14 protein-coding genes are annotated in these 24,013 nt (G+C 72.2%); 4 read left to right on the top strand and 10 right to left on the bottom strand.

Features of this window, described 5'->3' with window-relative positions; all coding sequences use genetic code 11:
* Positions 1-42: 42 nt before the first annotated feature.
* From ACIQBL_RS07090 to ACIQBL_RS07115, 6 genes are read right to left on the bottom strand one after another with little or no spacing between them, the layout of a single operon-like run.
* On the bottom strand, positions 43-1,125 hold the full coding sequence (locus ACIQBL_RS07090) for a class I SAM-dependent methyltransferase (protein WP_401937768.1): 1,083 nt from the start codon (positions 1,123-1,125) through the stop codon (positions 43-45).
* Positions 1,122-2,321 carry a glycosyltransferase gene (locus ACIQBL_RS07095; protein WP_401937770.1) on the bottom strand — a complete coding sequence of 400 codons (1,200 nt, stop codon included), beginning with the start codon at positions 2,319-2,321 and terminating at the stop codon, positions 1,122-1,124. The genes ACIQBL_RS07090 and ACIQBL_RS07095 overlap by 4 nt, the downstream gene beginning before the upstream one ends.
* Positions 2,318-3,133 carry an alpha/beta fold hydrolase gene (locus tag ACIQBL_RS07100; protein WP_401937771.1) on the bottom strand — a complete coding sequence of 272 codons (816 nt, stop codon included), beginning with the start codon at positions 3,131-3,133 and terminating at the stop codon, positions 2,318-2,320. Before ACIQBL_RS07100 ends, ACIQBL_RS07095 begins: the two co-directional genes overlap by 4 nt.
* A gap of 3 nt (positions 3,134-3,136) precedes the next feature.
* A complete protein-coding gene (locus tag ACIQBL_RS07105; RefSeq protein ID WP_401937774.1) occupies positions 3,137-3,439 on the bottom strand; it encodes an acyl carrier protein in 303 nt (100 codons plus the stop codon).
* The gene (locus ACIQBL_RS07110; RefSeq protein WP_401937776.1) at positions 3,436-8,097 is read right to left on the bottom strand and encodes a beta-ketoacyl synthase N-terminal-like domain-containing protein; all 4,662 of its coding nucleotides are present in this window, start codon (positions 8,095-8,097) and stop codon (positions 3,436-3,438) included. Before ACIQBL_RS07110 ends, ACIQBL_RS07105 begins: the two co-directional genes overlap by 4 nt.
* Position 8,098: 1 nt before the next feature.
* Positions 8,099-15,001, bottom strand: coding sequence for an SDR family oxidoreductase (locus ACIQBL_RS07115; protein WP_401937778.1), 6,903 nt, complete (start codon positions 14,999-15,001; stop codon positions 8,099-8,101).
* A gap of 368 nt (positions 15,002-15,369) precedes the next feature.
* On the opposite strand from ACIQBL_RS07115, the gene ACIQBL_RS07120 reads away from it, so the two are divergent.
* Complete coding sequence (locus ACIQBL_RS07120; protein ID WP_401937781.1) at positions 15,370-15,975, top strand: GPP34 family phosphoprotein; 606 nt, start codon at positions 15,370-15,372, stop codon at positions 15,973-15,975.
* Positions 15,976-16,093: 118 nt separating this feature from the next.
* Here the strand turns inward: ACIQBL_RS07120 and ACIQBL_RS07125 are convergent, their stop codons facing one another.
* Complete coding sequence (locus tag ACIQBL_RS07125) at positions 16,094-17,542, bottom strand: sensor histidine kinase (RefSeq protein WP_401937782.1); 1,449 nt, start codon at positions 17,540-17,542, stop codon at positions 16,094-16,096.
* On the bottom strand, positions 17,539-18,228 hold the full coding sequence (locus ACIQBL_RS07130; protein WP_401938909.1) for a response regulator transcription factor: 690 nt from the start codon (positions 18,226-18,228) through the stop codon (positions 17,539-17,541). The genes ACIQBL_RS07125 and ACIQBL_RS07130 overlap by 4 nt, the downstream gene beginning before the upstream one ends.
* Before the next feature lie 150 nt (positions 18,229-18,378).
* Here ACIQBL_RS07130 and ACIQBL_RS07135 point away from each other — a divergent pair, with 150 nt between their 5' ends.
* From ACIQBL_RS07135 to ACIQBL_RS07145, 3 genes are read left to right on the top strand one after another with little or no spacing between them, the layout of a single operon-like run.
* A complete protein-coding gene (locus ACIQBL_RS07135; protein ID WP_401938912.1) occupies positions 18,379-19,716 on the top strand; it encodes a ferric reductase-like transmembrane domain-containing protein in 1,338 nt (445 codons plus the stop codon).
* Between the two features lie 10 nt (positions 19,717-19,726).
* A complete protein-coding gene (locus tag ACIQBL_RS07140; RefSeq protein WP_401937784.1) occupies positions 19,727-20,176 on the top strand; it encodes an FMN-binding protein in 450 nt (149 codons plus the stop codon).
* 1 nt (position 20,177) lies between these two features.
* Positions 20,178-20,909, top strand: a complete 732-nt coding sequence (locus ACIQBL_RS07145) for an FAD:protein FMN transferase (RefSeq protein ID WP_401937786.1) — start codon at positions 20,178-20,180, stop codon at positions 20,907-20,909.
* Positions 20,910-20,994: 85 nt separating this feature from the next.
* Here the strand turns inward: ACIQBL_RS07145 and ACIQBL_RS07150 are convergent, their stop codons facing one another.
* Together ACIQBL_RS07150 and ACIQBL_RS07155 are read right to left on the bottom strand one after the other, a co-directional pair.
* Positions 20,995-23,082, bottom strand: a complete 2,088-nt coding sequence (locus tag ACIQBL_RS07150; protein ID WP_401937788.1) for an ArnT family glycosyltransferase — start codon at positions 23,080-23,082, stop codon at positions 20,995-20,997.
* Entirely contained in the window at positions 23,079-23,921 is an 843-nt protein-coding gene (locus tag ACIQBL_RS07155; RefSeq protein WP_401937791.1) for a dolichyl-phosphate beta-glucosyltransferase, read from the bottom strand. Before ACIQBL_RS07155 ends, ACIQBL_RS07150 begins: the two co-directional genes overlap by 4 nt.
* Positions 23,922-24,013: the final 92 nt, after the last annotated feature.

Genomic DNA, 24,013 nt, shown 5'->3' on the forward strand with positions numbered 1-24,013 from the left:
AGGCTTGCGGCGGCCTTGCCGAAACCTTGCAGGTGCCTCGGCTCAGTCCCGCCGGGCCACCAGCCGATACGCGTTCGACACCCCCAGCCGACGCGACAGCTGCTTGACGACGAACCGGTCGGCGAGCGTGCCCAGGATCAGCGCCGGAATCCCCGCGATCAGCACCGCCGCGCGGAGCGTACGGGCCAGGCCGGACGGGGGTTTCGGCAGCCACGGGAGGTTGTCGCGGGGGGCGGCCGTGTCCAGGGCCAGCCAGGTGGCGGCGAGGAGGTCGACGGGGTCGTGGGGCTCCGCGTGCTGTTCCGCCACGACCGTGAAACCGAGGTCGGTGAGGCGGGCGCGCAGGTTCGCGACCGGGATGAAGTGCAGGTGCTGGGGCTGGAGCCACGGGAGCCACCAGCGGCCCAGCAGACGGGAGTAGCGGCTGTCGGGGTCCGGGACCTCGATCAGGAGGTGGCCGCCCGGGCGGACGGCCCGGTGTGCCGCCGCCAGTTCGCGCTCGGGCTCCGTGCTGTGCTCCAGGTAGTGGAACATGCTCACGACGTCGTAGTGGCCCGCGAGGTTCGGGGCCAGGTCCGGGAAGCTGCCGCGGTAGCCGCGCTCCACCCGGCCCGCCTCCTCGGCGAGTTCGGCGCCGTCCGTGAAGTCCAGTCCGTCGAAGGTGGTGTCGGGGTAGACCGTGCGGGCCGACTCGCAGAAGTGACCGTGGCCCGTGCCGACGTCCAGCCAGTTCTTGGGAGTTGGCGCATGCGGGAGCAGGGACTGCGCGCGCTGCTCGTACATCTTGGTGCGGGCCGCGAACGTGTTGCCCAACTGCTTCTCGCCCAGGCCGTCGTAGAAGTCCCGGTAGTAGAACTCCAGTCCCGCCTCGCTGAGTCGGGGGTTCTGGAAGGTGTGCCGGCAGTCCTCGCAGCGGTCCAGGACGAATGTGCCCGGCTTGTGCTGGATCAGGTCCTTCGTGCGGAGACGGGTGCGCAGGCGGGGCGAGTCGCACCAGGGGCAGGTCTCGCGCCGGGGTGTGAAGAAGCGGTCCAGGCCCGCCGCCAAGTCGGCCTGGTAGGTGGGGCGCAGGGCCGCCACCTGGTCGTCGGGGCTCGGCGGTCGGGGGTCGTCCTCGTTGCTCACGGGGTCTCCTTCGGGGACACGGCGGCGGCCAACCGCTCCAGGTGCGTCGCCGCCGCGCCGGTGCCTCCGGCCGCGCGGAACGCCGTACGGATACGGCAGGCCGCGGCGCGGTGGTCGGGTTCGTGGAGTACGGCGTCGAGCGCCGCGCCCAGCTTGGGGGCGGTGACCCGGCCGAAGCGGACGCGGATGCCGGCGCCCGCGCCGGTGACCTGCCCCGCGATCACCGGCTGGTCGTCGCGGATGGGCGCCACGACGAGGGGGACGCCGTGCCACAGCGCCTCGCACACCGTGTTGTGCCCGGCGTGCGAGACGACCGCGTCCGCCCTTTCCAGGAGCGGGAGTTGGGGGATCGAGGGCAGGACGAGGAGGTCCTTGTCCTGCTCGTCCGGTGTGCCCAGCGCGCCTCCCGGATCCGCGATCACCGCCTGTACGCGGTCCGTTCGGGCCCGCAGCGCCGTCACGCACTCGGTGAGGAAACGGGCGCCCACATCGGTGTTGGCCGTGCCGAGGCTGACCAGGACCAGGGAGCGGGCCGGGTCCAGCCGGTCCCAGGGGAAGTCCGGCGCGGCCGGGCGGGGCGCGATCGACGGGCCGACCCAGCGGATCTGCCCGCCCTGCCGCGCCTCGGGGCCGACCAGTTCCGGGGTGCTGAACGCGAGTACCAGATGCGGCGAGAAACGGGGGTCGGCGGTGCCCGACGGGTCGCCGATGCCGGTGCGGAGTCGGTGCAGCAACTCGTCCAGCCAGAGGGCGACTTTGGGCATGCCCGCCAGGACGTCCGTGAACTCGGCCGACGTGGTGGCCGAGGTCGCCCACGGCACACCGAGGCGCTCGGCCACCAGGCCACCGGCCAGGGCCTGTTGGTCGGCGACGATCGCGTCGGGCTCGAACTCCGCGACGGCCGCGGTGACTCCGGGCGCCATCTGCTCGGCGAGCGGCGCGAGGAACGCCTCCCACAGGAACTTCAGCGCCTCGGGGCCACGGATGTCCGGTGGGCGGATGCCGTCGCCCGTGCCCGGGACCGGTCCTTCGCACGGGAACACCCGCGCGGACTCGCCTGCGAGCCGCCGTACGAGTTCGGGGTCCGTGCACGCCCACGCCAACTCGTGGCCGCGCGAGGTGAGTTCGGCCGCCACGGCCGCCGCCGGGTTGAGGTGGCCGACCAGTGGCGGGACGACGAACAGGAAACGGCTCACCGGGCAGCCACCTCGGCGGCAGCCGTGTTGCTCCGGATCAGGGAGAGGATGTGGCCGCCGACCGTGCCCGCCGCCTCGACCAGTACGGAGTGCTCGTGGCCGGGGACGACGACGGTCCGGCAGTCGGGGAGCACGGACTCCAGCCAGGGCGCGATCAGGGCCAGGTCCGAGTCGCCGCCGTAGATGCCGAGCACCGGGCAGTGCACCGAGCGGATCTGATCCTCCGTCAGCACGCGGCTGGCCGGGATGTCCTGGGAGAGGGAGGTCTCCCGGGCCAGACGGGCGGCGCCCTTCGCGAGGCGGGCCGTGTTGTGGCCGCGGTGCGCGCTGATCCAGGCGAGCGCGTCGTCCTCGTTGTGCGCCAGCTCGTGCAGGACGCGGCTCAGGATGCCGCCGAGTTTCGGTGCCCAGGCCGCGGTGGCCGGTTCCGACTCGATGAGGGAGACACTGGCGGCGCGCTCCGGATGGCGGGCCGCGTAGCCGAACGCGACTGTCCCGCCGTAGGAGTTGCCGACCAGATGGACCGGGCCGGTCACGCCGAGGCGGTCGAGCAGCGCCTCCAGGTCGTCGATGTTGTCGTCGAGGGTGTAGCCGGTGGCCGGGCGCCCGCTGCGGCCGTGGCCGCGCAGGTCGTACATGACGACGTCGACGCCGGCCAGCGCGAACGGCGGGGCGATGGTGAAGTAGTAGCTGGCCAGGCTGTCGGTGAGCAGGCCGTGCACCAACACCGCCGTAGCGGTGGGCCGGACGCTGTCGGGCGGGCTCATCCTCTGTACGTGCAAACGGAGTTGACCGGTGTCGACCATCGCCATGGCTCAGCCCGCCTCGGCTGCCTTGAGGCTCTGCACGACGTACTCCACGAGCCGGCCGACGGTGAGTTCGATGATCTCGTCGAACTCCATCCCGGCCAGGAACTCGGCGAAGTTGACCTTCGTGCCGTAGTGCTCCTGGAGCAGACCGGCGAGGGTCACCAGGTCGATGCTCTCCAGCTCCAGGTCGCGGTTGAAGGTCGTCGTCATGGTGATCTCGACGTCGTCGACGCCGTACTCGTCCTCCAGGAGGGCGGTCAGCATGCCGGTGAGGTCGGCGAGGACGCTGTCCTCGGTGGTGGGGGTCATCGGTCGTACTCCTCTTCGTGCGCGGGTCCCGTCGTCCAGGCCACGACGTAGGTCCTGTCCGGCAGGCCGGGGGGATTGCCGGCCGGTTCGTAGTGCACCGGGTAGGCGCGTTCCAGGCGTCCCGACACCAACAGCTGTGATCCGGCGACCACTTGGAAGACGGCGAAGTCGCGTGGGCGTCCTCGGAAGCCGGTGCCCTCCGCCTTGGCGACCGCTTCCTTCGCCGCCCAGAAGCGGGCGAACCACAGGGCCTCGGATTCGCCGGTGCTCTCCAACTGGACGCGCAGGAGGGCCAGTTCCTCCTCTCCCAGGGCGGTGGTGAGGGTGGTCGCGGGGCGTTCCACGACCTCCTCGATGTCGATCCCGGGGCCGGGACCGGGGACATGCGGCCGTACGATCGCGACCGCGGCCTCGGCGCGATGGGCCAGCGAGACGTCCAGCGGGGGCAGGGTCCGGCCGTGCAGTCCGGTGACGTAAGGGCGGCCCGACTCGTCGTTGTGGACCCGGATCTCCGCCGGATAGACGGGTCCCTCGCCGTGGCCCCACAGCCACTGCCGTACCGCGTCCTTCACCGCGATCCGGCCCAGCAGCCACTGTCGGCGACCGCGCGGCGGATGCTCGGCGTACTGCGAACGCTCCACCCTGCTCAGGGAGTTGCGCATGATGAGGTCGCGGGAGGCGAGGTCGGGCCAGCGCTCGTTCAGCAGGGTCCGGCCGCCGGGGCGGGCCTCCGAGAGGGTGTTGCGCTCCGGGAAGCGCTCGACCGGCCTGGTCTGCGGGTCGTTGTCGAAGCGCCGGTCCTGCCAGCCGGTCAGGTCCGCCCACACCTCGCCGTCGACCGTGAGCTGTACGTCGGCTTCGAGCGCGGTGTCGGTGAGTGAGGTGATCCGGACCAGGCACTCCACCTCGGTGCCGGGGCGCGGAGGGGGGCCGTGGAAACGCATCTCGCGCATGCCGACCGGGAAGACGACGGTGCGTTCCGTGCGGGTCGCCATGATCCAATAGCCCAGGATCTGGCCCACGTTGTCGAGCAGGGCGCCCGGCGCGGGGGGTGTGGTGATCGTGCCGCGTACGTGGTGGTCGCCGATCGCGGTGAGTTCGGTGACTCCCTGGAACGCCGGACCGTGGAACATCCAGCGCTCGTCGTAGAGATGGGACGCGGTGTGGTCGGGGGTGCGCTCGGTGCGGGGGTCCGGGCGGGGGTGGCGAGGGGGCGCGGTGGCGTGCGCGGGGGCCAACTCGACCACTGCGCGCGCGTGCGGGCCGAAGGAGACGGCGAGCCGGTCGGGGGTCTCGGCTACCACCCGCACCGGTACGTCCGCCGGCGGTGTCGCCGTCAGCCAGCGGTCGAAGCGCGCCTCGTGCACGGCGACCGCGCGCATACCGGGCGCGGCCCGTTCCGCCGCCTCGACGATGTGCTGGACGATCGTGGTGGCGGGGACCACCGGCCAACGGTCCGCCACGTCCGGCCAGTTGGGGCGTTGCGGGAAGAAGCAGTGGTCCATGAGGTAGGGCATGGACTCGGGGGAGACGTGGACCGTGGTCTGCCATTCCCTCGGGGGAGCGGGCGGTTGCTGGATCGGAGTGGGGATCGTTGCCGTGGTGCGACGGCTGCCGGCGGTGATGAGGTGGGCGGCCGTGTCGGCGGTGTCGCGCAGCAGGGCGTCCAACTCGGCGGCGACCGGGAAGTGTTCGGTGAGCGCGCCCAAAGGGGATGCCGTGGTGATCGGGTGGGGCGTGCGCAGCTCCGCCCGCAGCTTCACCAGGCTCGGTCCGTCGAGCGAGACGAGCGCCCCGTCCATGTCGAGCCGTACGGGCGGTCGCTCCCGCCGCAGGGGCGTCGTCGACTTCCCGGACGCGAGCCCGGCCGGATCGACCGTTCCGCCCGCCGCCCACAACGCCACGGCCACGCGCCGGAGTTGGGCCAGGCCGGAGCGGTGGGGCGAGTTGGCGGCCACCACCAGGTGGTCGCGTCCGCCGAGGGTCGCGTCGACGAGGGAGCCGAGCTGGCCGGTGCCGACCTGGACGAACGCGCGGTGGCCCGCGGCGTACATGGCTTCGACGAGTTGGCGGAAGCGGACGGGCTCCAGGAGGTGGCGGATGAAGAGTTCGCGGACCGCCTTCTCCTCCGAGGGGTACGGCGAGGCGGTCGTCCCCGACCAGAGGGGGACCGTCGGCGGGTGGAGGCGGAAGCGGTTCGTGGCCTCCTCGATCGGGCCGAGGTAGGGCCTCAACATCGGTGTGTGGAAGCCGGATTGGAACGGCAGCACCTGGCTGAGGACACCCTGCGCACGGAAGGACCGCACGAACTCGTCCACGGCCCTGTCCGGACCGCACACCATCGACTGGCCCGGCGCGTTGTCGTGGGAGAGAACGATCCCGGCGTCCGCCCACTCGGCGGCGAGCGCCGACAGCACGCGCTCGGCCGGGGCCCCGATCGCCCCGAAGGCCAGCCCCGGCACCGTCACCGAGTCGGGGTCGAACGACTCCATGAAGGCGCTGACCTCGTCCGCCGCGTACACCCCGGCGGCCGTCATCGCCGTCCACTCGCCGACACTGTGCCCCGCGACCGCGTCCGGGACCACCCCCATCCGGCGCAGCGCGGCGTCCAACAGCCGCCCCACGCCGACGACATCGAACCCGTGGCGGCCGACGTCCCCCACCTGCGCGGGAGTCGCGGAGCGGTTCTCGCGCAGTCCGAAGTGCGCGGCGACGTCCTCGACCCGGGGCGCGAAGTCGCCCTCCAGGCCAGGGAAGACGAACGCCAGCTTGCCTGTTCCGGGCCCGATCAACGGACTCGGCGTGAACCACACATCGCTACGGCCCTGCCACGCCCGCCCCTTGGCGACCGCCCGGCGGGCCAGCGCCAGCCGCTTGGCGTCCGGGGCGACGATGCCGAGCCGGGAGCGGCCGGACGCGGGAAGCGCGTGGCCTGCGGCAAGTACGGCGGAGTCGTCGGCGTCCAGCAGCGCGGCGAGAGCCTCGGGGCTGTCGGCGGCGAGCGTCAGCACATGTTCCGGTTCGTCGACGGAGGTTGTGCGGGTGGGGGTGCTTGCGCGTTCTGGTTGGTCGACGGAGGTTGTGCGGGTGGGGGTGCTTGCGCGTTCTGGTTGGTCGACGGAGGCTGTGCGGGCGGGGGTGCCTGCGCGTCCCGGTTGGTCCATGGAGGCTGTGCGGGCAGGGGCGCTTGCGCGGCCCGGTTCGTCGACGCGCACTGTCGTCGCACGTGATGCGCGCGCCCCCGGTGCCTCCTCCAGCACGACATGCGCGTTGATGCCGCCGAACCCGAACGCGTTGACCGCCGCCCGCCGCACCGGCTGTTCGGCGGTCGTCTCCCAGGGCGCCGCCTGCTCCAGCGGACGGAACCGGGTCGCCGCGAGCGCCGGATGCGGGTCGTCGCAGTGCAGCGTCGGCAGCAGCATGCCGTGGTGGACGGCGAGGGCGGCCTTGACCAGGCCGGCGACCCCGGCGGCCGGCATCGTGTGACCGATCATCGACTTCACCGAGCCGATAACCGCGCGGCCGTGGGAGGTGCCCGTGTCCCCGAACACCTCGGCCAGCGTGGCCAGTTCGGCCGCGTCACCGGCGGGCGTCGCCGTGCCGTGCGCTTCGAGGAGACCGATGGAATCGGGCAGCGCGGGATCCAGCCCCGCCGCCTGCCAGGCCTGGCGTACGGCGTGGGTCTGCCCGGTCGAGTCGGGGTTGACGAGACTCGCGGCACGGCCGTCGCTGGACACACCGGTGCCGCGGATGACGGCGTAGATACGGTCGCCGTCGCGTTCGGCGTCGGCGAGGCGCTTGAGGACGACGACTCCTGTGCCCTCGCCGATGAGGATGCCGTCGGCGTCGCGGTGGAAGGGGCGGATGCGCTGGCTCGGGGAGAGCGCGCGCAGTTGGGAGAACACGCTCCACAGCGTGATGTCGTGGCAGTGGTGGACGCCTCCGGCGAGCATCACGTCGCAGCGCCCGGCGGCGAGTTCGGTCACCGCCTGGTCGACGGCGATCAGCGAGGACGCGCAGGCCGCGTCCACGGTGTACGCCGGGCCGCGCAGGTCGAGGCGGTTGGCGACGCGGGACGCCGCGAGGTTGGGCACCAGGCCGATGACCGACTCGGGACTGTCGGGGCCGAGGCGGTCGGTGAACGCGCTGCGGATCCGGTCGAGTTGGCCGGGGTCCAGGTCGGGCAGCAACTCGCCCAGGGTGCGGACGAGTTGGCCCGCCGTACGGACCCGCTGGTCGAGGCGGACCAGGCCGGGGGTGAGATAGCCGCCCCGGCCGAGCACGACGCCGACGCGCTGCCGGTCGGGCAGGCGGGACTCGCCGCCCGCGTCGGCGAGGGCGGCGGCGGCCACGTGGAGGGCGATGAGCTGGTCGGGTTCGGTGCCGGGCACCGAGTTCGGCATGATGCCGAACCGGGTGACCTCGACCTCGGCCAGCCCGTCCACGAACCCTCCGCGCCGGCAGTACACCTGGTCGGCGACGGCCGGACCGCTCGCGGAGCCGGGCCGGTAGTAGTCCGCGTCCCAACGCCCGTCCGGTACTTCGCTGATGGCGTCCGTGCCGCCCAGCAGATTCCGCCAGTACGCGTCGAGGTCGGCGGCGCCGGGCAGCAGCACCGACATTCCCACGATGGCGACCGGCACTTGACGGTCCGTCATGTCACCAGCCCGACGCGGTGTAGACGACGGCTCCGGCCGACTCGTCGCCGAAGGCGAGTTCGCGCAGCAGGGCCGCGGTGCCCTCCTCGGGGTCGATCAGGCTGATGCCGCGCCGGGCGTACTCGCGTCCCAACTCCGGGGTGACCATCCCGTGGTGACCACCGGTGGGCGCCCACGGGCCCCAGTGCACGGTGAGTGCCCGGTGCCCGGTACGGGCGGACCAGGCGGCGCCCAGGCTTTCCAGGGCGTCGTTGGCGGCGGCGTAGTCGACCTGGCCGCGATTGCCGAGGACGGCCGAGATGGAGCCGAACAGGACGGCGAAAGAAGGGCCGTTGGGCAACTCCTCCAGGGCCGACAGCAGCGTCTCGGCGCCGTGCGTCTTCGTGCCGTAGACCCGCTGGAAGGACTCGGTGGTCTTCTCGGCGATCAGCCGGTCCTCGATGACCCCGGCCGCGTAGACGACACCGTCGAGGCGGCCGTGCTCGGCGTGGATCTCCTTCACCGCCTGGAGCGCCGCGTCCGGTTCGCGGAAGTCGACGGAGTGGTAGCGGGCCTGGCTGCCGAGTGCCGCGAGTTCGTCCAGCGTCGCGGTGATCTCCCGCTGGGCGAGCAGGAGTTCGGCGGTGCGGTTGATCTCGGCGGGGGTGAGTCCACCGCCCTTGGCCGCGAGGGCCGCGCGCAGTGCGGCCGGGGTGCGGGCGCCCGAGGTCGCCGGGTCCTCGGGTCCGGCCGGTGCGGCCGTCCTGCCCAGGAGTTCGATACGGCACCGGGAAGCCGCGGCGAGCGCGACGGCGAACTTCGCGGTGATGCCCCGCGCGCCGCCCACCAGCAGGACCACCGAGTCGCGGTCGAGCCCGATGGCGGAGGCTTCGGCGACCCCGTCGCCCGCCGGTCCGGCACCGTTGGTCGCGAGCGCGCCGAGCGGTGTCTCGACCAGGTCAAGTCCGTGCCGCCCGGCGGAAGTTCGCAGCACCACCGGCTCGTTGTCGGGTGCCAGCAGTTCGGCGATCAGCGCGTCGGCGACGGCGTCCGGTGCGGTGTCCGCCAGCTCGACGACCCGGGCGACGGTGTCCGGATACTCGCGGGCGACCGTGCGGAACAGGCCGTGCAACCCCGCCGATCCGCCGTCCGCCCTCTGCACCGCGAGGAGTTGGCGCGGGCCGCGTCGCAGGGCGGCCTGGAACACGGGGAACGCGTCGGGCAGCACCGGTGCCGACGCCGTGAGCGGGGCGAGATACAGGACGCCGTCGAACGGGCCGTCCTCGTCGGTGAGTTGGTGCTCGGGGTCGACGATCACCGCGTCGGCGCCGTGCGAGGTGAGCCGGGCCACCACCGCCTCCGAGCCGTCACCGTCGCCGTAGAGGACGAACCGTCGGCCGCTCAGCACGGACGCCGGGTCGGCCGGGTTGTCACCGTCCTGGTGCGCCAGCAGTACCGGGCGCAGTTGGAGCCGCTTGGGTGCGGCGCCGGTGACCTCGTCCTGCGGGGCGCTGTCGGCCGGTTGCGCGTCGGCTGCGGATTCCACGGCGGGCCCGGTCAGCCGTGCCGACAGCCAGCCCGTGACGGAGGCCGCCGTGCGGGCCTTCGCCAGGTCCTCCAACTCCGCGTCGTCGAGCGAGGCGATGTCCGCGCCGCCGCCGATGCCCAGGCGCTGGGCCAGTTCGCCGGCGATCTCGGCCCGCTTGATGGAGTCGATGCTGAGGTCCGCCTCCAGGTCGAGGTCGGGCTCGATCATGTCGACGGGATAGCCGGTGCGTTCGCTGATGATCTCCAGGACGACCCGCAGCACGTCGGCCTCGGTGACGGCCTCGGGAGCCGACTCGGCCTGGAGGAAGGGCTGTTGGGTGACCGGGGTCTCGACGGCGGCCGGCAGGGCGGGCAGCTGCGGGAGTGCCTCGACGGCGGCCGGCGCCGGCGCGGGAACCCAGGTCCCCTGGGGCACCGTCCCCTGCACCGCGCCGAAGTACGTCAGCAGTACATCCCGTTGCGCGGCCACCATCTCCCGGCTGGTGCGCAGGAATTCGGAGATCAGCGCGTCCCTGTTCACCTCGACGGGGACACCGGCCGCATCGCTGTCGGGGTTTGTCGTCACAGTCGTCTCCACAACGCGTCGGGCCGGTGCGAGGGCACCGGGCAGGAGCGCTCCGGCGGCGGTACGGACCAGTTGTCCGTCGACCGTCCAGCCGGGTCGCGAGGGCACGGGAGTCCGGGCCGCGTCGACGGCGTCGCGCCCGTTGAACAGCCATCCGGTACGCACCGGCAGCCCCGCGACGGCCAGTTGGGCCAGCGCGTCGAGCCAGCCGCGCAGCCCGCTGTCCTGCCGGGGCTCGCACGCGACCGTGCGGTGCGGGCGGTCGCCGAGGATCTGGTCGACCAGCCGGGTGAGCACGGAGCCGGGACCGGCCTCGACGAACACCCGCGCCCCCGCCTCGTACATGGCCTCGATCTGGGCGACGAAGCCCACCGGTGCGCCTATCTGCGCGGCCAGTTCGGCCCGGACCGCGTCGGCGTCCTCGCCGTACGGGGCCGCCGTGCGGTTGGACCACACCGGGAACTCGGGAGTGAGCACCGGCTGTTGAGCGAGGGCCTGCGCGAACCGTTCGCCCGCCCCCGCCACCAGCGGGCTGTGGAAGGCACAGGCGACGGGGATGCGCTTCGCGCCCAGACCGGCGTCGCGCAGCAGCCGTACGGCCGCGGTGACGGCCTCCGTCGGACCCGAAATCACGGTCTGGCGAGGGGAGTTGTGGTTGGCGACGACCACCGAGTCCGGTGCGCCCGCCGTCTTCAGGGCCTGCTCGACGTCCTCGGCGCCGGCCGCCACCGCGGCCATGGTTCCCGGGTCGTCCGCGCCGGTGGCTTCGAGGATCGCCGCCGCGCGTTCGGCGCTCAGCTCCAGCAGCGCCTCCGGCGCGATCGCGCCCGCCGCGCACAGGGCGACCAGCTCGCCGTAACTGTGCCCGGCCGCCATGTCGGGCCGCACACCGGCCTCGGTGAGCAGGGCATGGGCGGCGAGCCCGGCGATGCCCAGCGCGGGCTGCGCGACCCGGGTGTCGGTCAGACCGGCCTGCTGGCGGTCGCGGGCGGTGTCGTCGAAGGCGGCGGGCGGATAGAGCGCGTCGGCGTGGTCACGGCCCAGGTGCAGATAGTGCTGCAGCTCGGGGAACGCGATGAACACGTCGGCGAGCATGCCGGGCCGCTGACTGCCCTGGCCGGGGAAGAGGAAGGCGACCTTGCCCATGTCCCCGTCCGGGTCCGCCACATGGATTCCCCCGGCGGGATCGTGCTCGCCGTCGAGCGCCCGCCGCAGGTGCCCCACCAGCCCCTCGGCGTCCGTGGCCACGACGGCCACCTGCACCGGCTCGTGCCGGGCGTCCGAGCGCCGGGACGCGCTGAGGGCGAGATCGCGCAGCTTCCAGCAGCCCGCCTCCGCGAGTTTCAGGATCTCCTCGATGCCCCTGCGTGCCGCCGCCCGGTCCGCTCCCCGGAAGGTGAACAGTTCGGCGGGCCACGCGTCCAGGCCGTGTGCGGGCGGTACGGCGTCGCCGTAGGCCCGGATCACCGTATGGAAGTTGGTGCCGCCGAAGCCGAACGCGCTGAGTCCCGCGACGCGTTCCCCGGCGGGAGCCGCCCAGGGGCGGGGCCGCGCGTGGAAGACGAAGGGGCTGCTGTCCTCCTTCCACGCCGAGTTGGGCCGCTTCATGTGCAGGGTGGGCGGCTTTACCCCGGTGTAGAGGGACAGCACGGTCTTGATCAGACCGGCGAGTCCGGCGGCGCATTTCGTGTGCCCGATCTGCGACTTGACCGAACCGAGCGCACAACTGCCGTTCGCCGCACCGGACTCGGTGAACACCGCGCTGAGGATGGAGAGTTCGGTGCGGTCGCCGACGACCGTCCCGGTGCCGTGCGCCTCGACCAGACCGACCTCGGCGGGGGAGACGCCCGCGTTGCGGTACGCCCGCTCCAGCGCGGCCCGTTGGCCCTCCGGCCGGGGTGCCGTCAGGCCCAGTGAGCGGCCGTCGCTGGAGCTGCCGACTCCCTTGATGACACCGTAGATCCGGTCGCCGTCCCGCTCCGCGTCCGCGAGCCGCTTGAGGACCACGCAGGCGACGCCCTCGCCGAGCGCGATGCCGTCCGCCGAGTCGTCGAAGGCGCGGGAGCGGCCGGTGGGGGACAGGGCGTGCACGGAGGCGAAGAGGACGTAGTCGTTGATGCCGTTGTGGAGGTCGGCGCCCCCGCACAGCACGACGTCGCTGGTGCCGCCCACGAGTTCCTTGCAGGCGACGTCCACGGCGGCCAGCGAGGACGCGCAGGCCGCGTCGACCGTGTAGTTGGCGCCGCCGAGGTCGAGCCGGTTGGCGATGCGGCCCGAGATGACGTTGGAGAGCATGCCGGGGAAGGAGTCCTCGGTGAGCGTGGGGAGTTGCTCCTCGACGCCCTGCGGGATCCTGCCGTAGTAGGAGGGCAGTACGGCGCGCAGGGTCGTCGCGTTGGAGAGGTCGCTGCCCGCCTCCGCGCCGAACACCACGGAGGTCCGCGAGCGGTCGAACTCCCGCCCCCGGTCGCCGTATCCGGCGTCCTCCAGCGAACGCCGGGCGGCCTCCAGGGCCAGCAGCTGCACCGGTTCGATGCTGCCCAGGGAGGCCGGCGGGATGCCGTAGCGCAGCGGGTCGAAGGGGATGCGCGGCAGGAAGCCGCCCCACTTCGACGGGGTGGCGCCGGCACTGTCGGCGGAGGGCGCGTAGTGCACGGCGGGGTCCCAGCGGTCGGACGGGACTTCGCCCACCGCGTCGCGTGCGCCGAGGATGTTCGCCCAGAACGTGGGGAGGTCGGGGGCCTCCGGGAACATGCACGCCATGCCGATGACAGCGATGTCCAGGGGAGCGGGCGCGTCCGGTGCGGCGTTCTCCTCGACTCCCAGGCGGGCGCGGGCGGTTCGCGCGCTGTCGGCCAGGAAGTCGGCGGCCTCCTCGGTCACCGAGCGGTGCAGGGCGTCGATCGTGGTGGTCGCCGTCCGCAGCACGGCGACCTCGCCGGCCATGAACATCCCCTCGGCGAGCTGGCGTTGCTCGTCCACCGCGGTCAGCGCCCCGGCGTCGTCCCGCTCGACGCCCTTGCTGGCGATGCGCAGCCGGCCGACGTTGAGCCGCTCCAGCCGCTCCCAGATCTGCCGGTCGGGCACGCCCTGCTCGCGCAACTCGTCTTCGAACGCGAGGTAGTTGTCGCTGAACGGGCTCGGTACACAGCGGGTGGCGTGGCCCGGCGCGGTCTCCAGGAGTGCGGTCCGCGTGGCGCGTACGACCTGGTCCTGGAAGAGCGGCTGGACCGCCCCGCACGTCACCGCTTCCTCGGTGAACAGGTAGGCCGTGCCCATCAGTACGCCCACGGCGGCGCCGCGCGCGGTGAGCGGCGCGGCGAGCGCGGCCACCATCGCCGCCGAGCGCTCGTCGTGGACGCCGCCCGCGAAGAACACCTCGACACGTTCCGCCGTGGCCGGCTCGGCCTTCGCCAAGAAGTCGTCCAGGACGGCGAGTTGGGCCTCCCACAGCGGGAAGCTGCCGCGTGGTCCGACATGGCCCCCGCACTCGGAGCCCTCGAACACGAACCTGCGCACTCCCGCGTCCAGGAACTGCCGCAGCAGCCCGGGGGAAGGCACATGCAGGAAGGTGGAGATGCCGGCCCGCTCCAACGCCTCGGCCTGGGAGGGCCGTCCGCCCGCGATGATCGCGTGCGTGGGCCGCAGTTCCCGTACGGCTTCGAGCTGGGCGTTGCGCAGTTCCTCGGGGGCGAAGCCCAACACCCCTACGCCCCAGGGCCGTTCGCCCACGGTGGCCCGGGTCTCGGCGAGCACCGCGCGCGACTGTTCGCCGCTCGACAGGGCCAGCGCGACGAACGGCAGGGCGCCACCGGCCGCGACGGCCGCGGCGAACTCCGCCTGGTCGCTCACCCGGGTCATCGGGCCCTGGGCGATGGGGAACCGGGTACCGAGCGCCTCGCTCATCGGGGAACCGGCGCGCAGCGCTTCGGCGGGACCTTCGTCCCGTATGGATTCCCGTACGGACTCCCGTATGGCGGCGGTCAGTTCGCGTACGGTCCGGCCCGTGTCGCCCCAGCGTTCGGCGAACCGCGCGGCGAGGAAACCGTCCTGGCCCACCGGGAGCAGCTGGGTGCGCGGGTCGCGGGCGCCGAGCAGTTCGGGCACCCGGTCGGCGGGCACGCGCGGGGCGTCCGGGCCGCGCCGGAGGAGCACCCGGTGACCTGCCACCACCGTGGTCTCGGAGCCGTCCATCGAGCGCAGGGCCGCGGCGGCGGCCTCCGGCAGGCCCGACTCGGCGAGCAGTGCCAACTGGCTGTCGAGGACTACCCCGGCCGCGCCACCGGCGACCACGGCAGCCGCTGTACGGGGGCCGATGCCGCCGCAGGCCCAGACCGGGACGTCCACACCGGGCGCGGCGAGCAGCCGCTGGAGCAGCACGAAGGTGCTCAGCTCGCCCACCCGGCCGCCGCTCTCGGCGCCCCTGGCGATCAGCCCGTGCGCACCGGCGCGGACCGCCGTCAGCGCCTGGTCCAGGTCGGTGACCTCCACCAGCACCCGGTGCGCGGCGGCCACCTCGCCGACCTGCCACGGGGCGTCCACGGCGAGGACGACGGTGTGGGGGGTGTCGCCTCCGCCCGTCGTGAGGTCCCCGGGGGTGATCCGGCAGCGGGCCGCGACCCGTACCCCGAAAGGGCCGGGGGCCCAGCGTCGGACACGCGCCAGGGCCTCCCTCGATCTTCGGTCGCCCATTCCCAGGTCGAGAACACCGAGCCCGCCGGCGCGGCTGACGGCCGCCGTGAGTCGGGCATCCGGTTCATGGAACGGGGTGATTCCAATGATCATGTCTTCGGCGCGCGCGACAGACGTCATGATTCTCCGAATAAACGGTGAAACTGCACGGTGGGGGATTTCGGCCGGGGGCGCCGAATGTAATCGCAGAGACGCGAGATGGCAGGTTGAAAGCTAGCCCCACTGTTACTCGCGGGTCAACAACGCCAAGGTAAGCAACAGGTTGAGGGAAGTGATCCGGCCAGCCGGAAGCGGCCCCCAAACAACCGAAAACCCTGCCAATTTCCTTCAGAGGGCACGCCATTCGGACCGCAGTGGCGCAAGCGGTCCAAAAGCCCCCGGTATTCATCCGGGGCTCACGGTCCCGAAACATCGCCGACGGCGTGACGGAATTATGTAAACGTTGGGTGTCGATGCCCCCTCGCATAAGCCGCGCTAGGTTGGCACCCATGAGCACACCGCGGGACCTGATGATCGTCGCCATGGATGTCGCACCCGACCGCCCCGTCGAGACGGGTGATCTTTCGCTCGCGCTCGCCGGAGCGGAGGTGATCGACCTCATCGCCGCCGAAGCCGTAGCGCTGGACGGCGACCTGATCGTGCCGAACTCCCAAGTACCCCTGGAGGACGGTCTGTTGAACGAGGCGTCGGCCTCGCTCGTACGGGAGACGCCGTACGAGTCGGTCGAGGACTGGCTGTGGCGGCGCGGGCGCGGCCTGTCCTCGGACTACCTCGCCGCGCTGGAGAAGGAGGGGCTTGTCGCCCGGCAGCGCGGGCGCTGGATCCCGGTCCGCACCGGCCGCACCGCCCTGGTCGACTCGCCGGCCCGCAGCCGGGCGGCGGCGCGCTGGGCCGAGCGCGAGCCCGTCCTCGCCCAGCTCGCCGCGGCGGCGGGGATCGGCGAGGTGTCGGACGAGGAGTCCGCGCAGGTCACCGACGAGTCGCTGGACACCGTCCTCGCCGTCGTCCACGACGCGGTGACGGAACTGGAGGCCGTACGGCAGCGCAAGACCGTCGAGGACGCGGCCTACGACAACGTGTGGCGCGGTATGTGACGGTAGCGGCCTCGCGGCTTCGGGGCGCGACAACTGCCGAGAAAGTAGAGCCAGTTGATGGTCCTGAGCCTCAGGTGACGCCACGTCAGCCATGGTAGCCACAAGCCCCGCGCCGGGCCTAGGCCGCAGGCGCCCTCAGTGGAATCGTCACCGTGAACACCGTCGTGCCGGGCTCGGTCGTCAACTCCACGGTGCCGCCGTGCGCCTTCGCCAGGGAGCGGGCCACCGCGAGGCCGAGCCCGCTGCCGCCCCGGTCGCGGCTGCGGGCCTTGTCGACCCGGTAGAAGCGGTCGAAGACCTGGTCGCGGTCGGCCTCGGGGATGCCGGGGCCCGTGTCGGCCACCCGGACCGACGCCGTGCCGGCGGCGACCGAGACCGTCACCGTCACCCGGGTGCCGGGCGGGGTGTGCACGGCCGCGTTGGTCAGGAGGTTGTCCAGGACCTGCCGGATACGGACCGGGTCGACGCGCAGCCGTACCGGCGACGGCGGAACCGTCACCGCCAGGGGGCGGTCCGGATGCGCGGCGCGGAAGGCGTCGGCCGCCTGGTGGACCAGCTCCACCAGGTCCGCGTCCTCCGGCCGCAGCGGGGTCTCCACATCGGCCGCGTCGAGCCGCGCGAGCAGCAGCAGATCGTCGAGGAGCACACCCATCCGGGCGGCCTCGGCGCGCAGCCGGGCCAGGTGCTTGTCCCGCTCCTCGGGCACGTTCGCCGCCGCGTACTGGAACAGGTCCGCGTAGCCGCGCACCGACATCAGCGGGGTCCGCAGCTCGTGCGAGGCGTCCGCGACGAACCGGCGCAGCCGCTGCTCCGCCTCCGCGCGCACCGCGAGGGAGTCGTCGATGTGCTCCAGCATCGTGTTGAACGCGGTGCGCAGCTCCTCCACCTCGGGCCCGCCGTCACGGTTCTCCGCGCGCAGCGGGAGCCGGGCCGCCGAGTCGGTCAGGTCGTGCGAGGCGATGCCGTGCGCGGTGTGCGCCATGTCGCTCAGCGGCTGCAGCCCGCGCCGCAGCAGTCTGCGGCCGAGTATCACCAGCGCCAGCAGGGCGAGACCGAAGGCGACGACCTGGATGATCACCAGCTGCCGTACCGTGCCGTCGATGGCGTCCATCGGGGCGCCGCTGACCAGCACCACCCCGCGCTCGACCTCGCAGCCGCGCAGCCGGTACTCGCCCTCGCCGCTGAGATCACTCGTGCTCAGGACCTCGGTGCCCTTGGCGATCTGCGCCTCGGCCACGGCGGTGAGGTCGCCGATGTCCGACGGCAGGTCCGAGCTCTCCTCGGGCTTGCGGAGCACCGGGGTGCCGTTCTTGACGTCGTACACGGCGTAGTACCAGCGGTAGTACTTCTTGCCCTGGAGGGTGCCGTTCTCCGCGATCGACTTGGACTGGGCGACCTGGGCGAGCCCGAGCTGGTCGTCGAGCTGGTTCGACAGATAGTCCCGCATGTAGGTCGTCAGGGCGGTGCCGACGACGGCGAACGCCACCAGGGCCAGCGCCCCCAGCCCCAGCGCCAGCCGGGTGCCGAGCCGCAGCCGCCGGTACGTCCGGCGCAGCCGGGCGATCACTCGGCCGCCTGCCGGATCACGTACCCGAAGCCGCGCACGGTGTGGATCAGCGGATCGTGCCCCTCGTCGAGCTTGCGGCGCAGCCGGCTCACCACCAGTTCCACCACATTCGAGCGGCCACCGAAGCCGTACTCCCACACATGGTCGAGGATCTGCGCCTTGGTGAGCACGGTCGGCGACTTGCGCATCAGATAGCGCAGCACCTCGTACTCGGTCGGGGTGAGCGTCAGGAGGCGGTCGGCGCGGCGCACCTCCCGCGTGTCCTCGTCCATCGTCAGGTCCGCGACCCGCAGCACGGAGCGCGGGAAACCGGGCCCGGCGCTGCGCCGCAGCACGGTCCGCAGCCGGGCCATCAGCTCCTCCACCGCGAACGGCTTGACCAGGTAGTCGTCACCGCCCCGCGTCAGCCCCGCCACCCGGTCCGCGACCGCGTCCCGCGCCGTGAGGAACACCACGGGCACCATCGTCCCCGACCGCCGCAGCCGGTCCAGCACACCGAAGCCGTCGAGGCCGGGCAGCATCAGGTCGAGCACCACGATGTCCGGCGCGAACTCGGCGGCCACGGTCAGCGCCTCCTCACCGGAGTACGCGCACGCGGCCTCCCAGCCCTCGTACCGGGCGACCGTCGCGACGAGGTCGGCGATCGGCGGGTCGTCGTCCACGACGAGGAGTCGTACTTTTTCCACCTGCTCATAGTGCTTCACGCGCCGATCGGCGCCAGACCCGCGGCACCGCCACACCCACATCGATAGCCACTTGAAAGTTGTCCGACAGGAAAACGACAGCCCCGCAAGGTGAAGCTCGAATCCCAGGACCCGATCAAGGAGCTGCCGTCCGTGACGACCGTCCAATCACCCCCTGCGCCCCCCACGGCGATACGCCCCAGGGTGGTGGCCCGCACCGGCCTGTACGCCGTGCTGGCCGCGAACGTCGCCGTGGTGACCGTCTTCTTCGCCCAGGCCGGATTCGCCTCCAACGCGCTCATCGTCATCGGCCGCCTCCTCGGCCTCTACGGCGCGCTCGTCATGGCCTTCCAGCTGCTGCTGGTGGCCCGCCTGCCCTGGCTCGACCGCCGCATCGGCATGGACCGGCTGACCTCATGGCACCGCTGGACCGGCTTCGCGCTGCTCTGGACGCTGCTCGGGCACCTCGTGTTCATCGCCTTCGGCTACGCCCAGGGCACCGACACCGGCCCGGTCGGCGAGGTCGTCGACCTGGCCGAGACCACCGAGGGCATCCTGCGCGCGCTCGTCGCCTTCGCCCTGATCCTCGTCATCGGCGCGACCTCCGCCCGCTACGCCCGGCGCCGCCTCGCCTACGAGACCTGGCACTTCATCCACCTCTACACCTACGTCGCGGTCGTCCTCGCCTTCACCCACCAGGTCGCGGTCGGTACGACCTTCACCGCGTCCTCCGCCGCGAAGACGTACTGGTACGCCGTCTGGGGCGTCGCCCTCGGCTCGGTGGCCCTGGGCCGCCTGGTCCTGCCCCTGTGGCGCAACCTCCGCCACCAGTTCCGGGTCTCGGCGGTCGTCCCCGAGTCCGACAACGTCGTCTCGATCCACATCACGGGCCGCGACCTCCACCAACTCCCCGCCCAGGCGGGCCAGTTCTTCCTCTGGCGCTTCCTCACCAAGGACCGCTGGTGGCAGGCCAACCCCTTCTCCCTCTCGGCCGCCCCCGACGGCACCGGCCTCCGCCTCACCGCCAAGACGGCCGGCGACGGCACGGCGGCCCTGCGCCACCTCAAGGTCGGCACCCGCGTCTTCGCCGAGGGCCCCTACGGCGCCTTCACCACCCTGCACCGCAGGAAGACCGAGTCGCTGCTCATCGCCGGCGGCGTCGGCGTCACCCCGATCCGCGCCCTGCTGGAGGACCTGGAGGGCCACGCGGTCGTCCTCTACCGCGTCTCCGCTGAACGCGACGCCGTCCTCTACGACGAGCTGGTCGAGCTGGCCCGCGCCAAGGGCGCCGAACTGCACCTGGTCACCGGCCCGCCCGTCCCCGACAAGCTGGCCCCGGGCGAACTGGCCCGGCTGGTACCGGACATCGCCGACCGGGACGTCTTCCTGTGCGGACCGCCGCCGATGATGAACGCGGTGCTGCGCACCCTCGGCGACATGGGCGTGCCCAAGCAGCAGATCCACTTCGAACGCTTCAGCCTGGCGGGATGAGAGACATATCGTGAAGCGAGTCATACCTGTCCTGGTGCTGTCCGTCGCGGGCCTGATCCCCGTGTGGCGCTACGAGCCGTCCATCGGAACGACCACCACGACGACTACGGAGTCGGTCGCGACACCCACTCCGACCCCTACGGCCACCTCGTCGTCCTCCTCGTCGGCGTCCCCCTCCTCGTCGGCCGCCGCCTCCGCGAAGAAGGTCGTCCAGGGCACCGCGATCAACACCGACAAGGGCACCGTGCAGGTGCGGGTGACCTTCGAGGGCGACAAGATCAGTGCCGTGAGCATGCTCCAGCAGCCGGACCACCCGCAGACCAAGGCGGCCGTTCCGGTGCTGATCGAGGAGACCCTCAAGGCGCAGAGCGCGAAGATCGACACGGTGTCCGGCGCCACGATCACCAGCGACGCCTACGTCCAGTCGCTCCAGGCCGCGATCGACGCCAAGGGCGCGTGAGATGCGGCGAGTCGAGCACGTGATGGGGTTCCCGGTGTCGTTGCGGGCCGACGACGAGGGCATCGGGGACGAGGCGGCGGACGCGCTGTTCGCGTGGCTGCGCGAGGTCGACGCCCGCTTCAGCCCGTTCCGCCCGGACAGCGAGGTCTGCCGCTACGACCGCGGTGAGCTGCAACTCCCGGACCTCAGCGCGGACTTGACCGAGGTCCTCGACCTCTGTGAGCAGTACCGGATCGCGACCGGCGGCGCCTTCGACGTCCGCCTGCCCGGCCGGCCCCTCGACCCCTGCGCGGTCGTCAAGGGCTGGTCGGTGCAGCGGGCGGCGGAACTCCTCACCGCCGCCGGCGCCCGGCGTTTCATCCTCAACGCCGGCGGCGACGTGGTCGTGGCCGGCGGTCCGTGGCGGGTCGGCGTACGGCACCCCGAGCACGCCGACCAGCTGTGCACGGTACTGGAGTTGACCGACGGGGCGGTGGCGACCTCCGCGCGCTACGAGCGCGGCGACCACATCGTCGACGGCCGCACCGGCACTCCCGCGACCGGACTGCTCAGCGTCTCCGTCGTCGCCGCCTCTCTCACCGAGGCCGACGCCACGGCGACCGCGGCCTTCGCGATGGGCCCCGAGGGCGTCGACTGGGCCGCCGCCCGCCCCGGCTGCGAGGTGTTCGCGGTCGACGCCGACCGACGGGTCCGCCGTACGCCGGGATTCCCGGTCGCGACGGTGGCGGCCTAGCGACTCTCCCGCATCCACGACAAGCGGAAGGGCCGCCGGGTTACCGGCGGCCCTTCCTGTCGGGACATGTGGCTCAGGGAGTGGATCAGCTGACGTCGGACGCGTCCAGACGGTACAGGCCGCTGTAGGCGGAGACCGCCGTGCCGTGGGCCTTGACCCAGGTCGTGATCTCGGAGTTGGTGCCCTGGCCGCCGGTGCTGCTGACCATGATGTAGTGGAGCTTGCCCGACTTGACCAGGCTCTTGAGCTTGGCGAGCGTCATGGCGTTGTCGCTGCCGGACCAGCCGCCCATGGAGATCACCGGCTGCCCCGACTCCAGGATGATCGAGGACGCCGTCTGGTCGGTGGACACCGCCAGCAGCCAAGTGGCGCCGTCCTGGTGCTTCTTGAGGTACGTGATCATCGCGGACGAGACCTGCGTACCGCCGCCCGTACCGCCACCGCCGGCCTGCCGCGTACCGGACTCGGACGTGGACTCGCCGGTCGAGGAGCTGCTGCTGCCCGTACCCGAGGGGGCCGTGCCACCGGACGGCGGCGTGCCCATCTTGCCGGTACCCGAACCGCTGGGCTTCGTACCGGACTTGGCGCCGCTCGGCGCGCCGCCCATGCCGCCGCCGCCACCCATACCGCCACCCGTGCTGGGACCGGCCGTCGGGTTGGTGCCGTTGGTGGAGGAGGTCGCCGCCGAGACCGAGTAGGCCGCGGGGCCGGCGAGGAGGGCGACGACCGCGGCGAGGGCCGCGAAGCCCATCAGGCGGTGGCGCCGGGTGAACCGGCCGACCAGCAGGCCGAGTACGGAGGCGATGCCCGCCACGGCGACCACGATCTCCGCGACCGTGTACACCGTGCCGGAGCCGGAGACGCGCTGGAGCAGGACGACCGCCCAGACGGAGCTGGCCGCGATGGCGACCGGCAGTACCCAGGCCCACTTCGCCGCCGCGCCCTCACGGAAGGCGCGGTACAGCTGCACTCCGCCCGCACCGGCCAGGGCCGCGATACCGGGTGCCATGGCGGTGACGTAGTACGGGTGGAAGGTGCCCTCGGCGAGCGAGAAGGTCAGGAAGTGGAGGACGAACCAGCCGCCCCAGAGCATGAGCGCCGCCCGCTTGGCGTCGGTGCGGGGAGCGCGGCCCCGCAGGACCAGGCCGCCGATGAGCGCGATCGCCGCGAAGGGGATCAGCCAGGAGATCTGGCCGCCCATGATCTCGTTGAACATCCGGTACAGGCCCGAACTGCCGCCGAACGAAGCCCCGTTGCCCTGCGAGCCGACCGACGAACTGGCGCCGAAGATACGGCCGAAGCCGTTGTAGCCGATGACCAGGTCCCACACCGTGTTGTCGGTCGAGCCGCCGATGTAGGGGCGGGAGGACGCGGGGATCAGGTCGACGATCACCATCCACCAGGCGCTGGAGACGACCAGCGCGACGGTGGCGACGGCGAGGTTGCGGATCCGCTTGCCGAGCGAGGCGTTGGCGGCCCAGAGGTAGACGAGGAAGAACGCGGGCAGGACGACGTACGCCTGCATCATCTTGGTGTTGAACGCGAAGCCGATCGCGACCGCCGACCACACCAGCGGCATCAACTTCCCGTTGCGCACGGCCTTCAGGAGGGCCACCGCGCCGAGCATCATCAGCAGGACGAGGATCGGGTCCGGGTTGGTGTCACGGGTGATGGCGACCGTGATCGGGGTGAGGGTGAGGACCACCGCCGAGATCGTGCCCGCGACCGCGCCGAATTCCCGCTTGACGCTCCGGTACAGCAGGGCCACCGAGCCGGTGCCGGCCGCGACCATCGGGAGCATCAACTGCCAGGTGCCGTAACCGAATACGCGGGCGGAGAGGCCCATCACCCAGAGCGCGAACGGCGGTTTGTCGACCGTGATGAAGCTGCCGGAGTCGAGCGCGCCGAAGAAGAACGCCTTCCAGCTCTTGGTACCGCTGTAGACGGCGGCGTCGTAGAAGGTGTTGCCGGTGATCGAGGTCAGGTTCCAGGCGTAGAGCGCCGTGGCGAGGAGCAGGATGCCCCACAGGACGGGCCGGGCCCAGCGCGGGTCGTCCTCCGGGCCCGTGAAGAGCCTTCTGGCACGGGAGTTGAGGCCGCCGTCGGCGGGCGGGCCCGCGCGGTGCGAGCGGCGGGCGCTCTCCTGACCGGGGGGCGGGGCGAGGGTCGTCATGACGCGTACTCCAGGTGTTCCGCGGAAGTGGCGGGTGCCCCGACGGGCAGGACAGGGGTGGTGGTGCGGGTGCGGTGGGGTACGGCGGCGATGCGGGCGCGGCCGGTGATCGTCCGCTTGAACATGCGGCGCATGCCCTTGAGGTCGTCGAGGGCGGTACGGACGATGTCGACGCGGCTGTCGGGGTCGTCGATCCAGTCGACCGGGACCTCGTGGATACGGAGTCTGTTGCGCTGGGCGAGGACCAGCAGTTCGGTGTCGAAGAACCAGGCGGTGTCCTCGATGTGCGGGGCGAGCGCCCGGAACACCTCGGTGCGCACGGCCTTGAAGCCGCACTGCGCGTCCGAGAAGCGGGCCGCGAGGCCTGCCTTGAGGAGGAGGTTGTAGGAGCGGGAGATGAACTCCCGCTTGGCGCCGCGCCGGACGGCCGACTGCCGGTGCAGACGGCTGCCGATGGCCACGTCGCTGTGGCCGGACAGGAGCGGGGCGACCAGGGGCAGGAAGCCTTCGAGACCGGTGGACAGGTCGACGTCCATGTACGCGACGACGTCCGCCTCGGACGCGCTCCACACCTGCTTCAGCGCGCGGCCCCGGCCCTTGGCGTCGAGGTGCACGGCGTGCACGTGCGGCAGCCGCTGGGTGAGGTCGAGCGCCTCCTGCCAGGTGCCGTCGGTGCTCGCGTTGTCCGCCACGGTGATCGTGAACGGGAACGGGAAGGACGTTTCGAGGTATGCGTGGAGACGGCCGACACTGTCGGCGAGGACGTGCGCCTCGTTGTACACCGGCACCACGACCTCGACCGACCGCTGCCGGACGCCTCCCGCGTTCTGTTCGTTCATGACGGTGACTTTCCGGTCCCCGTCTGTGGCGTTGCTGAGCCTTCACTGAGCGGCCGATGAGAATCAGCGGACTCACAGGTTGCGCACAGCGC

This window comes from Streptomyces sp. NPDC088350 (assembly GCF_044753545.1).
GTDB lineage: Bacteria > Actinomycetota > Actinomycetes > Streptomycetales > Streptomycetaceae > Streptomyces.